14 protein-coding genes are annotated in these 13,563 nt (G+C 74.0%); 7 read left to right on the top strand and 7 right to left on the bottom strand.

Going from position 1 to position 13,563, the window contains the following annotated elements; translation table 11 throughout:
- Positions 1-17: 17 nt before the first annotated feature.
- The gene (locus tag ACZ303_RS20365; RefSeq protein WP_467340866.1) at positions 18-974 is read right to left on the bottom strand and encodes a DUF6081 family protein; all 957 of its coding nucleotides are present in this window, start codon (positions 972-974) and stop codon (positions 18-20) included.
- 178 nt (positions 975-1,152) lie between these two features.
- On the opposite strand from ACZ303_RS20365, the gene ACZ303_RS20360 reads away from it, so the two are divergent.
- Genes ACZ303_RS20360 through ACZ303_RS20350 form a run of 3 tightly spaced genes read left to right on the top strand, consistent with a single transcriptional unit; the run spans position 1,153 to position 4,219 of the window.
- Positions 1,153-2,043, top strand: coding sequence for an NmrA/HSCARG family protein (locus ACZ303_RS20360; RefSeq protein ID WP_467340864.1), 891 nt, complete (start codon positions 1,153-1,155; stop codon positions 2,041-2,043).
- The gene (locus tag ACZ303_RS20355) at positions 2,040-3,194 is read left to right on the top strand and encodes an acyltransferase family protein (protein ID WP_467340862.1); all 1,155 of its coding nucleotides are present in this window, start codon (positions 2,040-2,042) and stop codon (positions 3,192-3,194) included. Before ACZ303_RS20360 ends, ACZ303_RS20355 begins: the two co-directional genes overlap by 4 nt.
- On the top strand, positions 3,191-4,219 hold the full coding sequence (locus ACZ303_RS20350) for a methyltransferase (RefSeq protein WP_467340860.1): 1,029 nt from the start codon (positions 3,191-3,193) through the stop codon (positions 4,217-4,219). The genes ACZ303_RS20355 and ACZ303_RS20350 overlap by 4 nt, the downstream gene beginning before the upstream one ends.
- A 247-nt stretch (positions 4,220-4,466) precedes the next feature.
- Here the strand turns inward: ACZ303_RS20350 and ACZ303_RS20345 are convergent, their stop codons facing one another.
- Positions 4,467-5,966 (bottom strand): DHA2 family efflux MFS transporter permease subunit, encoded by a 1,500-nt coding sequence (locus tag ACZ303_RS20345; protein ID WP_467340858.1) that lies wholly within the window; start codon positions 5,964-5,966, stop codon positions 4,467-4,469.
- Positions 5,967-6,030: 64 nt separating this feature from the next.
- Between ACZ303_RS20345 and ACZ303_RS20340 the strand changes: the two genes are divergently transcribed.
- On the top strand, positions 6,031-6,735 hold the full coding sequence (locus ACZ303_RS20340; protein WP_467340856.1) for a TetR family transcriptional regulator: 705 nt from the start codon (positions 6,031-6,033) through the stop codon (positions 6,733-6,735).
- A 143-nt stretch (positions 6,736-6,878) separates the two neighbouring features.
- Here the strand turns inward: ACZ303_RS20340 and ACZ303_RS20335 are convergent, their stop codons facing one another.
- Entirely contained in the window at positions 6,879-7,790 is a 912-nt protein-coding gene (locus ACZ303_RS20335) for a TIGR03619 family F420-dependent LLM class oxidoreductase (protein ID WP_467340854.1), read from the bottom strand.
- A gap of 191 nt (positions 7,791-7,981) precedes the next feature.
- On the opposite strand from ACZ303_RS20335, the gene ACZ303_RS20330 reads away from it, so the two are divergent.
- On the top strand, positions 7,982-8,833 hold the full coding sequence (locus ACZ303_RS20330) for an SAM-dependent methyltransferase (protein WP_467340853.1): 852 nt from the start codon (positions 7,982-7,984) through the stop codon (positions 8,831-8,833).
- Between the two features lie 3 nt (positions 8,834-8,836).
- Positions 8,837-9,385, top strand: a complete 549-nt coding sequence (locus ACZ303_RS20325; RefSeq protein ID WP_467340851.1) for a hypothetical protein — start codon at positions 8,837-8,839, stop codon at positions 9,383-9,385.
- A 58-nt stretch (positions 9,386-9,443) separates the two neighbouring features.
- On the opposite strand, the gene ACZ303_RS20320 is transcribed toward ACZ303_RS20325, so the two are convergent.
- From ACZ303_RS20320 to fabG, 3 genes are read right to left on the bottom strand one after another with little or no spacing between them, the layout of a single operon-like run.
- Positions 9,444-10,481: an LLM class flavin-dependent oxidoreductase gene (locus ACZ303_RS20320; RefSeq protein ID WP_467340849.1), complete on the bottom strand. Its 1,038-nt coding sequence runs from the start codon at positions 10,479-10,481 to the stop codon at positions 9,444-9,446.
- Positions 10,482-10,522: 41 nt separating this feature from the next.
- Positions 10,523-11,263, bottom strand: a complete 741-nt coding sequence (locus tag ACZ303_RS20315; protein ID WP_467340847.1) for an SDR family NAD(P)-dependent oxidoreductase — start codon at positions 11,261-11,263, stop codon at positions 10,523-10,525.
- Positions 11,263-12,048 carry a 3-oxoacyl-ACP reductase FabG gene (fabG, locus tag ACZ303_RS20310; RefSeq protein ID WP_467340845.1) on the bottom strand — a complete coding sequence of 262 codons (786 nt, stop codon included), beginning with the start codon at positions 12,046-12,048 and terminating at the stop codon, positions 11,263-11,265. The genes ACZ303_RS20315 and fabG overlap by 1 nt, the downstream gene beginning before the upstream one ends.
- 220 nt (positions 12,049-12,268) lie before the next feature.
- Here fabG and ACZ303_RS20305 point away from each other — a divergent pair, with 220 nt between their 5' ends.
- Positions 12,269-12,700, top strand: a complete 432-nt coding sequence (locus ACZ303_RS20305; RefSeq protein WP_467340843.1) for a nuclear transport factor 2 family protein — start codon at positions 12,269-12,271, stop codon at positions 12,698-12,700.
- Positions 12,701-12,725: 25 nt separating this feature from the next.
- Here the strand turns inward: ACZ303_RS20305 and ACZ303_RS20300 are convergent, their stop codons facing one another.
- The gene (locus ACZ303_RS20300; protein WP_467340841.1) at positions 12,726-13,541 is read right to left on the bottom strand and encodes an AfsR/SARP family transcriptional regulator; all 816 of its coding nucleotides are present in this window, start codon (positions 13,539-13,541) and stop codon (positions 12,726-12,728) included.
- Positions 13,542-13,563 lie beyond the last annotated feature (22 nt).

Below are 13,563 nucleotides of genomic sequence, written 5' to 3'. Positions count from 1 at the left end.
TCCTCCTCTCGGGCCCGTCAGCGGGCCGGTGTCGTGGTGACGGTGACCCGGCCGAGGGTCAGCCGCACGCCCTGCCCCCACAGCCGGTGTTCGCGGAGCCCGTCTCCGTACCGGAAGCTCACGGGCTCGGTGTAGGGGTCGGCGGAGAGCCGTACGAGCCCCCGGCCGTCCGCTCCGGCGGCATCGAGCAGGCTGAACAGGCCGAGCCCGAACGCGAGTTGGCGGGGCGTGGCCCGCCGGGGGGTGCCGCCGTGGTCGATCACCAGGTGTTCGCGGGCGAGTGAGGGCAGGCCCGGTTCCTGGGCGGTCAGCACGCGTTCGCCGTCCACGGTCCAGTGGACGGCGTCCGCCGCACGGTCCAGCGTGATCTCCAGCCGGTGGACGCGGTCGGGGGTGCGGTCGGCGACCGGCACCAGATAGGTGAACGCCGCCCAGTCCGCCCCGGGCGGCCGCATCCGCTCGTACACCGCGTGGACGCGCCGGTTGCTGAGGAAGAAGTCGAAGACCAGGCCGGTCTCGCGGTCGAGGGCGAGCAGGGCTCCGGCCCCGAGCCGGGCGTCGGCCTCGGGGTCGGCGACGGCGTCGCCGAAGGGGTGGCGCCCGGCGTTGAAGACGCGGGCGGACAGCTCCGCCGCACAGGTGAGCTCCCCCGTGGCCGGCGCGTCGAAGCCCGGCAGGCCGGAGGAGGCCGTACGGGCCAGGAGGGCGCACCACTTGAGGTGGTCGTTGGGGCCGCCGGGGCCCGTGGCGTAACCGAACGCCGGGGTGCCGGTGGCCGGGTCGGTGGCCTCCGGCTGGATGACCACGCCCGCCTCGGTGGTGCGTACGGTCGCGTCCCCGTACGGCAGCGGGCCGATGGGCCGCGGCTGCCAGTCGGGGTCCGGGCCCGTGGTGCGGAAGCCGGCCGGGCCGTGCCGGTCGAAGAGCGTACGGGTGGTGGCTGCCGGGGGTGTCGTGCCCGGGCCGTGGTCCATGGTCGGCGGCTCCCTTCGCCGTGGCGGGTGCGGTGTCCGACCCTCCCCGCGGGGGCTCGAAGGCCGCTCGACGCTCGCTGGACAGGCGGTGTTCGCCTCTCGACCCCGCCTCCAGCCGGATTCCAGCCCGCGCGGCGAGCGTGGTGCGCCGGAGGAACGACTTTCAGGAGGGCATGCGATGGCAGTCGGGGACAGGGACACCGATCGCTGGGTGCTGGTACTGGGCGCGACCGGCCGGCAAGGGGGTACGGCGGCCCGGCACCTGCTCGACCGGGGCTGGGCGGTCCGCGCGCTCGTACGCGATCCGGACCATCCGCGGGCCCGGGAGCTCCAGGCCAAGGGCGTGCGGCTGGTGAAGGGGTCGCTGGACGACCCGGCCGCCGTGCGCCGGGCGGTGGCGGGGGCGTACGGGGTGTTCACCGTCTTCACGCCGACGCACGGCAACGGCCTGGACGGCGAGGAGCGGCACGCGGCGCTGGTCGCCTCGGCCGCCCGGGACGCCGGTGTGGCGCACGTCGTGCACAGCTCGGTCGGCGGCGTGGAGAACCCCGGCGGCGTGGGCTGGCGGGAGACCAAGCTGAAGGTCGAGCGGACCATGCGGGCGGCCGGGGTGCCCACGACGTTCCTGCGCGCGGTCTACTACATGGAGAACTTCCTCGACCTGCCGCCGGTCGTCGACGCCTCCGGGCAGCTGGTGCTCAGCCGGGGCCTGCTGCCGGAGACCCGGTTGCAGATGATCGCCTCACAGGACATCGGCTGGTTCGTCGCCGACGCCTTCGACGACCCCGGGCACTTCGCCGGCCGGAACGTGGAGATCGCCGGTGACGAGCTCACCGGCCCGCAGATCGCCGAGGCGTTCGCGCGCCACACCGGGCTGCCGGCCCGCTTCGAGTCGGTGCCCATCGAGGAGATCCGGCGGCAGAACGAGTGGATGGCCAAGACCTTCGTGTGGTTCAACGAGGTCGGCTACACCGCGGACATCCCCGCGCTGCGCGCGGCGCACCCGGAGCTGCTGACCTTCGACGCGTTCCTGCGCGGGTCCGGGTGGTCACCGCGAGATCCGGAATGACCGCGCCGGCCACGGTGGACCGGGACGGCCGCCGGCCGGGGCTGCCCTCGCTGACGGGCATGCGCTTCCTGGCGGCCGCCGCGGTGTTCTTCTCGCACGCCTTCTTCCAGTTCATCCCCAGCAGTTGGGGGTCGGGCGAGGGGGTGGCGTTCCTCTGGAGCAAGGCCGGGTCGACGGGGGTGTCGTTCTTCTTCATCCTCAGCGGGTTCGTGCTGACGTGGTCGGCGCGGCCCGGTCAGGGGCCCCGGGCGTTCTGGCGCCGGCGCGCCTGCAAGATCTACCCCAACCACCTGGTGACGGCGGCGGCCGCGGTCGTGCTGGCGCTGTCGCAGAGCCGTACGGTGACGGGCCATCAGCTGTTGCCCAACCTCCTGCTGGTGCACACCTGGCTGCCGCGCTTCGATGTCCTGACCGGCGTCAACTCGGTCAGCTGGTCGCTGGGGTGCGAGGCGTTCTTCTATCTGTCGTTCCCGCTGCTGCTGATGGCGCTGCGGTGGGTGCCGGGGCGGCGGCTGTGGTGGTGCGCCGGCGCGCTGGCCGCCGCGGTGTGGTGTGTGCCGCTGGTGTCCGAGGTGTTCCTGTCGGGCGGCGCGGTCCTGTCGCCGCGGATGCCGTATTCGGTGACGCAGATGTGGTTCGTCTACTTCTTCCCCCTGACGCGGTGTCTGGAGTTCGCGCTCGGCATGGCGCTGGCGCGGCTGGTCGCGGAGGGTCGGTTCCCGCGGGTGCCGCTCGTGCCGGCGGGGGCGCTCGTCGTCGGCTCGTACCTCGGGGCGCTGCACGCGCCCGGGCAGTACGGCACGGTCGCGGTGACCGTGGTGCCGCTGGCCCTGCTGATCGTCGCGGGGGCCGGGGCCGACGAGAGCGGACGGCCCTCGCCGCTGCGCGGCACCACGATGGTGTGGCTCGGCGAGGTGTCGTTCGCGCTGTACATGGTGCACGAACTGCTCATCGACCAGGTCGCCCGGGCCCTGGGCATCGGGCCTGCCGACGACCTGTCCGGCTGGCAGGCCGCGGGGCTGTCCCTGCCGGTCCTGGCCGGCGCGGTCGGCGTGGCCTGGCTGTTGTACGCGGGTGTCGAGCGGCCGGTGATGCGGCGGTGGAGCAGGGCCCGCAGGAAACTCCTTCTCGAAGTGGGTGAATTCTCATGACCTCTTCCCCGGACAGCGGGGCGTCCGCGAGCGACGATCTGTTCCAGCTGGTCTTCCGGAGCGCCCCGTGGACCTTCCAGAGCCTGTATGTGACCGCCCGGCTCGGCCTCGCCGACCTGCTGGGCGACGGGCCGCTGACCAGCGACGAGCTGGCGGCAGCCACCGACAGCGACGCGGACGCCCTCTACCGCTTCTGCCGCGCGGTGGCCGCGCTCGGGCTGTTCCGCGAACACCCCGGGCGGGTCTTCGAACTGACCCCGTCCGGTGAGGCGTTCCGCGGCGGCGGCCTGGCGCAGTTCACGATCGTCAACGGCGCGGAGAACTTCCGCTCCTGGGCCGACGTCATGTACACCGTACGGACGGGGAAGCCCGCCTTCGACCGGATCTACGGCATGCCCGCCTTCGCCTTCCTGGACCGCGACGAGGAGGCGCGGAAGGTGTTCCACACGATGGTCGGCCGGGGCACGGTCCCGCCGGCCGTCGACTCCTGCGACTTCTCCTCCGACACCACCGTGGTGGACCTGGGCGGGAGCGTGGGGACACTGCTCGCCCACGTCCTGCGGGAGCGGCCGGGGCTGCGCGGTGTGCTCCAGGACCTGCCGACGGTCGTCGGCGAGGCGCCCGCCGTGCTCGCCGGGGCGGGGGTCGCGGACCGGGTGGAGATCGTGGGCCGCAGCTTCTTCGACCGGGTGCCGGCCGGTGGGAGCACCTATGTGCTCTCGCGGGTGCTGCACGACTGGGGCGACGACGACGCGCTGCGCATCCTGCGGAACGTCCGTGACGCCATGACGGAGGACTCGCGGCTCATCGTCATCGACCAGGTGATCCCGGAGGGCGGCGGCTTCCATCCCGGCAAGTTCTCCGACCTCCAGATGCTGGTCGTCCTCGGCGGACGGGAACGGACCGTGGAGGAGTTCCGGGGCCTGCTGCTCCGGGCCGGCCTGAAGGTCAGGGACCTCCGACCACCGGCGAACACCCCGACGGACAGCCCGCGCACGGAGACGGTGATCGAGGCGGTGCTGTGAACGGGGGCGGGGCGGTGGGGGGCGCCTCGCCCGCGACGCCGGGTGGGTCCGGAGCGCGCGGGGGACGCGACACCGGACCCCGGCGAGCCGTCGCCGGCCCGGTCGGAGCGCGGACGGTGAACGTCCCGCTCCGGCCGGGCCCGGGCCCGTTGGGCGACGGCTGGGCTCAGTGAGGTCCGGGGCGGAGCCCCGTGGCCGGTGTGTGCCGGACGCCACCGGCCCGGAGACCGACGAGCCGACCGCGCGGTCACACCGCGCTGCGCGCCTCCGTCCCCGTGTCGTCCGGCACACCTGCCGCCGCCTGAGCCCGGCGTTCGAGGGCCGTCATCAGGACGGCGGGCAGCGTGGCGACGACCGCGGCCGCCAGCACCCAGATGAACGTCGTGCCGAAGCCGGACGCCTGCTCGGACGGGCGGGCGCCCGCGTCGTCCAGGTGCTGTTGGAGCACCACGACGAAGAGCGCGGTGCCCATCGAACCGCCGACCCTCTGCAACATGTTGAGCTGCGGGGTGGCGTCACCGACCTGGGCCGGTTCCAGGGCCCGGAAGGCCGCGGTCATGGCCGGCATGCCGGCCATGCCGATGCCGAAGCCGCGAGCGACCATCGCCACGCTCAGCAGCCAGTAGGAGCTCCCGGAGGTGATCAGCACGAACGGCACGGTCGCCGCGACGCAGATCGCGCCGCCGATGACGGCCGTCAGGCTGCCGATCTTCTCGAAGAGGCGTCCCGAGAGCCACATGGCGACCGCCGCGCCGATGCCCTGGGGCGCGAGCAGCAGCCCGGTGGCGACGGCGTCCTCGTGCCGGACCACCTGGTAGTACAGCGGCATCAGGATCATGCCGCCGAAGATGGCCGCGCCCATCGCGAACGTGGCGAAGGACGCCGCGCTGAACATCTTGTTCCGATACAGCCGCAGGTCCAGCAGCGGGTGTTCGACCCGCAGGGCCCGCAGCACGAACGCGGCGGTCAGGACCAGGCCGACCAGGAACGGCAGCAGGACGTCGGCGGCGAGCAGGTCGCCCTGCTGGCCGGCCTGGGCCAGTCCGTACGTGACACCGACGACGCCCACGGACACCAGGAACAGCCCGATCGCGTCCAGCGGCCCCGCGTCCTCGGTCGCGTCGCGCGGAAGCAGACGCACCGTGAGATAGAGGGCCAGCAGCCCGATCGGCACATTGATCCAGAAGATCCACTCCCAGCCGGCATGGTCGAGGAGCAGGCCGCCGATGGTCGGTCCGAAGACCGGCGTGAGCACCATCGGCACACCGATCGCGCTCATCACCCGGGCCAGGCCCTGCGGCCCGGCCGCCCGCACCAGGATCATCTGCCCGACGGGCATCATCAGCCCCCCGCCGATGCCCTGCAGGATCCGGAAGACGATCAGCATCTCGGCCGACGTGGCGAGGCCGCACAGGGCCGAGGCCAGCGTGAAGACCGCGAGCGACCAGGCGTAGAGCCGGCGGGGGCCGTAGCGCCTGGCGGCCCAGGCGGACAGGGGGATCACCGCCGCCAGGGCCAGCAGATAGCTGGTGACCACCCACTGGACGGTGTCCAGCGAGGTGTCGAAGTCGAGGGACAGGTGCCGGAGGGCGACGTTGACAACGGTCGAGTCCAGGAAGGCGAGGATCGCGCCCAACAGGACGACCAGCACCGCTTGCCGCGCTTGAGGGGAGAGGCCGGGCTTCTCCGCCGGGGCCGACGCGGCCCCGTCCGGCGTGCCCGCTCGGTCATCGTCGTATGCAGCCATGACCCCATGGTCATCCATCGAGGTGGCACTGTCAACCAACCGGATGATTGAGTAAAGTGTTCGCATGACGACGAAGAGGAGCCGCCCCGGGGCCGCCCCGGAGGCCACCGAGCCGCCCGACCGCCCCCGGCCGCGCCGCGCCCCGAAGACCGAGGAGCGCCGGCGGGACGCGGAGCGGTCCCGGAAGCTGCTGCTGGACGCGGCGCTGGAGGAGTTCTCGAGCCACGGCCTGGCCGGTGCCCGGGTGCAGGACATCGCCGAGCGCGCGGGCGTGAACAAGCAGCTGATCAGCTATTACTTCGGCGGGAAGCACGGCCTCTACCGCGAGTTGCAGCGCGAGTGGGCCGAGCGCGAGGCCCTCTTCGCCGAGGAGTACGCACCGCTGGAGGAGGTCGCCGTCCGCTATCTGGAGCGCGGCCTGGCCGACCCGCGGCCGGCCAGGCTCGCCATCTGGCGCGGCCTGTCGGGCGACACGCAGGAGATCCCCGAGGAGACCTCGGCGATCACCGCCGACCTGGCCCGGCTGCACCGCGCCCGCGAGCGGGGCGAGATCTCCGCCGACCTGGACCCGGGCTTCCTCCGGCTGGCGGTGATGGGCATGGTGATGGCGCCGATCGTGATGCCGCAGATCGCCAAGGAGGCATCGGGCCTCGACCCGCACTCGCCCGAGTTCCAGGAGCAGTACGGCGAGCAGATCCGCCGGTTCCTGCGCCACCTGTCCGTGCCCACGGAGACCGAAGGGTACGAGCCGGCCGGGCGTGAGCCGTAGCCGCGGGAGCGGGCCCGGGCCGCGAGCGAGGCGCAGGCGCCCGGACGCCGGGCCGCCGAACGGGCACCGCGAGCCCGAGCGCGAAGCGCCGAGCCGGACGCCTGCCCGAAGCCGGTGCCACCGCCGGGCGCCCGGCGCGGCACCTACCAGAGACCGTCGGTCAGCTCCCGGAAGCGAGTGAGACGTGAGATCTCGGCGTCCGCACCGCCCGCCCCCCGCCGATTGGAGAGGGTGATATGCGTGGCACCGGCCCGACGCCAGGTCTCCAGGCGCTCGATCCAGGCGTCCTCGGGCAGCAGCTGGAGCGCCATGCGCGCCTCGATGCCGAAGTCCTCGGGGTCCCGGCCGTGTTCGGCCACCCGGGCGCGCAGCCGGCGGATCACGTCCAGCCCGGCGTCCACGTCCCGCATCAGCGGGCCGAACATCTTGTAGCCGTCGGCGATGCGGGCCATCCGGTCCAGGACCGCCGGGCCCGGCACCCCGCCGCCCTCGAAGTCGCCGCCGCCCATCCACACCGGCACCGGCCGTTCCGGGCGCGGGTTGACCGCCACGTCCACGAGCTCGATCAGCTTGCCACGGTAGGTGACGTACGGCTCGGTCCACAGCAGCCGCATCACCTCCACCTGCTCCTCGATGAGCCGGCCGCGGGTCGCGGGGTCCACGCCGAGGGCGCGGACCTCCTCGCGGTTCCAGCCGACGCTGACGGACAGCCGCAGCCGCCCCTCCGAGAAGAGGTCGATCTCGGCGGCCTGCTTGGCCGCGATGCCGGCCGGGCGCAGCGGCAGCAGCACGGAGGCGGCGATCTCGATCCGCGAGGTCAGCGCGGCCACGAAGGCGGCCTGGGTGAACGCCTCGTGCCACGGCTCGCACGGGGAGATGTCCGAGGGCCAGTTCGGCGCCCGGGCCGGCAGGACGTGCTCGCCGAACCCCAGGTGGTCGTAGCCGAGTTCCTCGAACGCCTGGACGTAGTCCCGCAGTTCGTGACGGCTGTCGAAGTAGGGGAGGTCACCCCCGATCCTCAGCCGGCGGGGCGGACGTTGCTGGGAGCTGGTCACGCGAGGAACCTCCGTGAGCGCGTAGAGCTTCTTCCTTGGCCCCGTCCACGATGGCACCGATCGGTGGAGCGCGGCTACTGCCGTCCTCGAACGGCGCGTCGAACTCCCGTGGTTCCAGCGGGCTTCGAGCCCTCCTCCAGCCGCCGGGGCCACCCTCACGCACACCATCCGCACATCGAAGGGAGCATCGGATGAACGACAGCGGGACAGGGGCGGCCGGGCCCGGCGGTGGCCCGGAGCTGCCCAAGGGCGTCAGCCTGACCGCGGTGGGCATCGCCGCGGGACGGGCCGCGGAGAGCGAGCGCGAGCAGAGGCTGTTCCACGACCCCTACGCCCGCGCCTTCGTGGAGGCCGTCGGCGCGAGCGCCGTGGACGGCATGCGGGACTTCGCCGGGTACGTGGCGGTGCGCACCCGCTTCTTCGACGACTATCTGGCCGGCGCGGCGGACCGCGGCTGCCGGCAGGTGGTGATCCTGGCCGCGGGCCTGGACACCCGGGCGTTCCGGCTGCCCTGGCCCGACGGCACGCGCCTGTTCGAGGCGGACCTGCCGGAGCTGCTCGACTTCAAGGAGGGGGTGCTGGGCCGGCAGCGGGCGGTGCCCGCCTGCACGCGGACGGTCCTGGGCGCCGATCTGCGCGGCGACTGGCCCGGTGCACTGCTCGGCGCCCGCTTCGACCCCGGGGCGCCGACCGCGTGGCTGGTCGAGGGGCTGCTGCCCTATCTGTCCGCCGCCGAGAACGACGCGCTCCTGGACGAGGTGGGCAAGCTGTCGGCCCCCGGCAGCGAGCTCGCCATGGACCACATCGACTCGGGGACGAAGGGCGGCAGCCTGGCGGAGGTGTCGGACACCCTCGACGGCCTGGGCGCGGCCTGGCGGTCCACGCTCGACGACCCGGCGGCCTGGCTCACCGCGCACGGCTGGCACGTCATGGACGCCCCGACGGTGGCCGGGCTCGCGGCCCGGTACGGGCGCGGCGGCGACCTCGCCGCGCGCGTCGGCGCCCGGCCGAGCGGGCTGGCCGCCGCGGTCCGGGAGGGCTGAGCCGTGCCGACCGACGCCCTGACGGCGGACCGTGCGCCGGCGCTCGTCTGCCGGGTCCACACCGAGCCGGACGGCGACGACCACACCATCCCGTACGTGCTGCGGTTCGCCGTGACCGCACCTCGAACGGTGGCCGTCGGCGAGGAGTTCACCGTGCTCGTCGTGCCCGCGCCCCTCACGTTCGGCCCGAAGCTCAGCAGCGGCATCCGCGACCTCACCCTGCGGTTCCACGCGCCGACGGCCGCGCGGGACGTCCGGTACGCGCTGGAGGGCGGCGACGGGGCCCCGTACGCCGAACCGCTCCCCGGCGGCGGGGTGACCCTGCGCTCCCCGGGACCCTTCGGCCCCGGCGTGCCGTTCGCCCTCCCGGCGGTCCGCTGGACGCTACGGGCCGACGGGAGCGGTGCGGTGGAGACGGGCCTGGCCGGGTCCGGGTTCACCGACCCGGCGTGGAGCTATCACTGGTCCCGGACCCGGGACGCCCGCCACGGCACGGTGGTCGGCTACCCGGACCCGACCGGCACGCTCAGCCGGACGGTGCCGGTGCGGTGACGCTCGTACGCGCAGGGCGTCGTACGGCCCGGCCCGGAGACCGCGCCCGCCGGGCCCCTCACCGCCCGGCGTCCGCCAGCGCGAGCGCCTCCGCCGCGGCGCGGAGGATCCGGGTCCGGCCGTCCAGGGTGGTGGCCGCCGCGGAGACCATCACCCCGAGCGTGGTGACGCCGGCGTCGGCGTACGCGCGCATGCGGTCGGCGAGCCGGGGCACGGGCCCGACGAGGGCCGTGCGGTCGATGAAGGCCGCGGGCAGCGCGGCCCCCGCCCCCTTGCGGTCGCCGGCCGCGAGCCGCTCCCGCAGCAGGGCGGCCTCGCGCCCGTAGCCCATCCGCCGGGCCATGGCGCAGTAGAAGTTCCGCTCGGGGTCGCCGATGCCGAGCAGATGGACGTATTGCTCACGCAGGGCGTCCACGGCGCTGTCCACGTCGTCGGCGACCGCCGTGGGCAGGCTGGGCAGGACGTCGAACCCCGTCATGCCGAGCCCCGCCCGCAGTCGGCCCGCCCGGATCCCGGCGACGGCCTCGGCGACGGCCTCGGGCGAGGTGAAGACGCCGATCCAGCCGTCGGCGATCTCCCCGGCCAGCCGGAGGGCGCGCGGCCCGACCGCCGCCAGGTAGACGGGGATCGCGGGCCGCGGCCGTTCGGTGTGCAGGTGCAGGGGCGCGTCGCCGCGGGTGCCGGGCGCGGGCAGGCGGAAGTGCTCGCCCGCGTAGGTGACGGACTCCCCCGCCAGCGCCCGCCGGACGATGTCCACGTACTCCCGGGTGCGGGCCAGCGGCCGGTCGAAGGGCACGCCGTACCAGCCGTGCGACACATCGGGGTTGGACACGCCGAGCCCCAGCCGGAACCGGCCGCCGCTCAGCGCGTCCAGCGTCGCCGCGGTGAGGGCGGCGGTGCCCGGCGGGCGGGCGGGGATCTGCATGACGCCCGAGGCGAGCCCGATGCGCCGGGTCGCCCCGGCGGCCAGGCCGAGCACGCTGACGGCGTCGGAGCGGTAGCCCTCGGGGGCCAGCACCACGTCGTAGCCGAGCTCCTCGGCGGCGCGGGCCAGTTCGCCCGCCCCCTGATAGGTGAGATTCGCGCCGAGCCGCATGCCGTCCCCTCCGCTTGGGTCCCCGAACGCCGGGCGAGGTGTCAGATGAGGTGCGCGCCGCCGTCCACGAGCAGCACCTGTCCGGTGGTGTACGAGGCGCCGGCGAGGCCCAGGACGGCCTCGGCGACGTCCTCGGGCAGGCCCACCCTGCGCAGCGGCGTGCTCTCGCGCACCTTCTCGGCGATCGGGGCGAAGAAGTCGCTGTCGCGGGTCCAGGGCGTCTCGATCAGGCCGGGCGCCACCGCGTTGACCCGTACCCGCGGGCCGACGGCGTTCGCGAGCAGCACGGTCATGTGCTCGATGGCCGCCTTGCTCACCGCGTAGGGGATGGAGCTGCCCGCGGGCCGGCTGCCGGCGACGGAGGAGATGTTGACCACCGCCCCCGCCCCGGTCGCCGTCAGGTGGGGCATCGCGGCCACGGTCGTCTGCCAGGTGCCGAAGACGTTGAGCGCGAAGATCTCCTGCCAGACGGCGGGGGTCGCGCCCTCCAGGTCGGCGTGCGGGACGACGCGGGTGACGCCCGCGTTGTTGACCAGCAGGTCGAGCCGGCCGTAGTGCTCCACCGCGGCGGCCACCAGCCGGCGGGCCTCGGCCTCGACGGAGACGTCGGCCCGTACGTACACGGCTTCCGGCAGGGACCGGGCGAGCTTCTCGCCGGCCTCCACGGAGCGGGCGGAGTTGACCACGACGCGGAACCCCTCGGCGGCCAGCCGGGTGGCGATGGCCGCCCCGATGCCGGACGAGGAGCCGGTCACCAGGGCGACGCGCGCGGGCGCGGACATCAGTAGTTCCCCAGTCCGCCGCAGACGTTCAGCGCCTGGGCCGTCACGGCGGCCGCGTCGTCGCCGATCAGGTACTCGACCATCGCGGCCACCTCGCGGGGCTCGACATAGCGGCCCATCGGCACCCGGGTGGTGATGCGGTCGTGCGCCTCCCGCTCGCTGACGTCCCAGATGGCCGCGTAGTGCTCGCGGACCCGCTGGGCCATCGGCGTCTCGACGAAGCCGGGGCACACGGCGTTGACGGTGATGCCGGTCCGGGCGAGTTCCAGCCCGAGGGCCTTGGTGAAGCCGACGACGCCGTGCTTGGAGGCGGAGTACGGGGCGGCGTGCACCACGCCCTGCTTGCCGCCGGTGGAGGCGATGTTGATGACGCGGCCGCTGCCCTTGGCGAGCATCCCGCCGGTGGTCAGGACCTCCTTGGTCATCAGGAAGACGCTGTTGAGGTTGGTGTTGATGACGTCGAACCACAGCTCGTCCGGGATCTCCGCGGTCGCGCCGCCGCCGCTGCGGCCGGCGTTGTTGACCAGGATGTCCACCGGTCCGTAGCGGTCCACGGCCGTCCGTACGTACTCCCTGATCTGCTCCGGCCGGGAGACGTCGCACACCGCGCCGTCCGCCTCGTGGCCCGCGGCGCGCAGCCCGGTGACGGTCGCCTCCAGCTCGTCCTTGCCGCGGGCGCAGAGGTGGACGCGCGTGCCGCGCGCCGCCAGCCGGTGCGCGATCTCCTTGCCGATCCCGCTCGTGGCGCCGGTCACCAGGGCCACGGGCCTGACTGTCTCGCTCATGCGTCTCCGATCCCGCTGTCGTCGGAAGGTGGCGGCACGAGCGTGCGATACCCCCCTAGAGGAGAGGTGGACGGCGGCTGGAGCGGCGGCCCGTCGCGCTTCGAGCCCGCTTCGAGGCGGGGCGGCGAAGGTGGGCCCTCCCGGGCCGCCCGGCGCCTGCCCGCCCGCGGCTGTGCCTTCCCGCCCGCACCCGCCACCCGCACTCTCCCGAAGGAGCGCCATGAACGACACCGCCGTGGAGACCGGCCTCTATGCCCGGGTCCAGCACTTCTACGCCCATCAGATGCAGGCCCTGGACGGCGGCCGGTTCGAGGAGTACGCCCTGACCTTCACCGAGACCGGCACGTTCCAGCATTCGCCGTCCGTCGAACCGGCCCGCGGCCGGGCGGCGATCGTCGCCGAACTGGTGAAGTTCCACGAGCGGTTCGCCGACGACCCGGTACAGCGCCGGCACTGGTTCAACCACATCGCGCTGACCCCGCGGCCCGACGGCAGCGTCCACTCCACGGTGTACGCGCTCGTGGTCACGGTCCGGCCGGGCCGCCGGGAACCGGAGATCGCGCCGAGCTGCGTGGTGCACGACGTCCTGGAGACGGACGGGGACGGGATCCGCACCCGGTCCCGGAGCATCACCCACGACCAGCTCGGCTGAGGCGGCCGACCGCCGAGGCCGCTCGCTACGCCGACCGGGCCTGTACGAACGCTTCGCCACCGTCCAGTTCGGGGGCGCCGGACAGCACCGCCTGGTGCAACCGCTGGAGCCGCGGCGACGGTTCGACGCCCAGCTCGCGGCGCAGTCGCTCGCGCAGCTGCCGGAACTCCTGGAGCGCCCGCCAGGGGCTGCCCGAGCGGCACAGCGCCGTCATCAGCTGCGCGCAGAGGTTCTCGTGCAGGGGGTGCCGGGCCACCAGGGTGCGCAACTCGCCCAGCAGGGCCGCGTGGTAGCCCAGGCGGAGGTCGGCCTCGATGCGCTCCTCCAGCGCCTGCATGCGGGTCTCCTCCATGTAGAGGGTCTCCAGCCCCAGGACGCGTCCGACCGGCACGTCGACCAGTGCCGGGCCGCGCCACAGGGCGAGCGCCCGGGTCAGGTGCGCCGAGGCCGAGCGGGCGTCGCCGGCGGTCAGCGCGTCGTGCCCCTGGGCGGCGAGGCGGCGGAACTGGGACCAGTCGCAGCTCTCGGGCGTGACGGCGACGCGGTAGCCGCCGAAGGCGGTGGCCAGGACGTCCTTCGGGGTGCGGCCCGGGGGCTCCGGGGCGTCGCGCAGTGCGGCGGCTATGCGGCGGCGCAGCTGAAGGATGTAGGTCTGCAAGGTGGTGGCGGCGCTGCGGGGGATGCTGTCGCCCCACAGCTCCTCCATCAGCGTCGGCACCGGCACGACGCGGCCGGCCCACAGGGAGAGCAGGGCGAGGATCTGGCGCGGCTTTCCCGCGCTGGGCACGATGGAGACCCCGTTCTCGTAGACCGTGAGTTCTCCCAGCACCTCGATGTCCATGAGCGTCCTCCACGCGGTTCAA

The organism is Streptomyces sp. NPDC023527 (assembly GCF_055560115.1).
The sequence above is the reverse complement of the archived record's forward strand: the minus strand, read 5'-3'. Positions and strand labels throughout refer to the sequence as shown.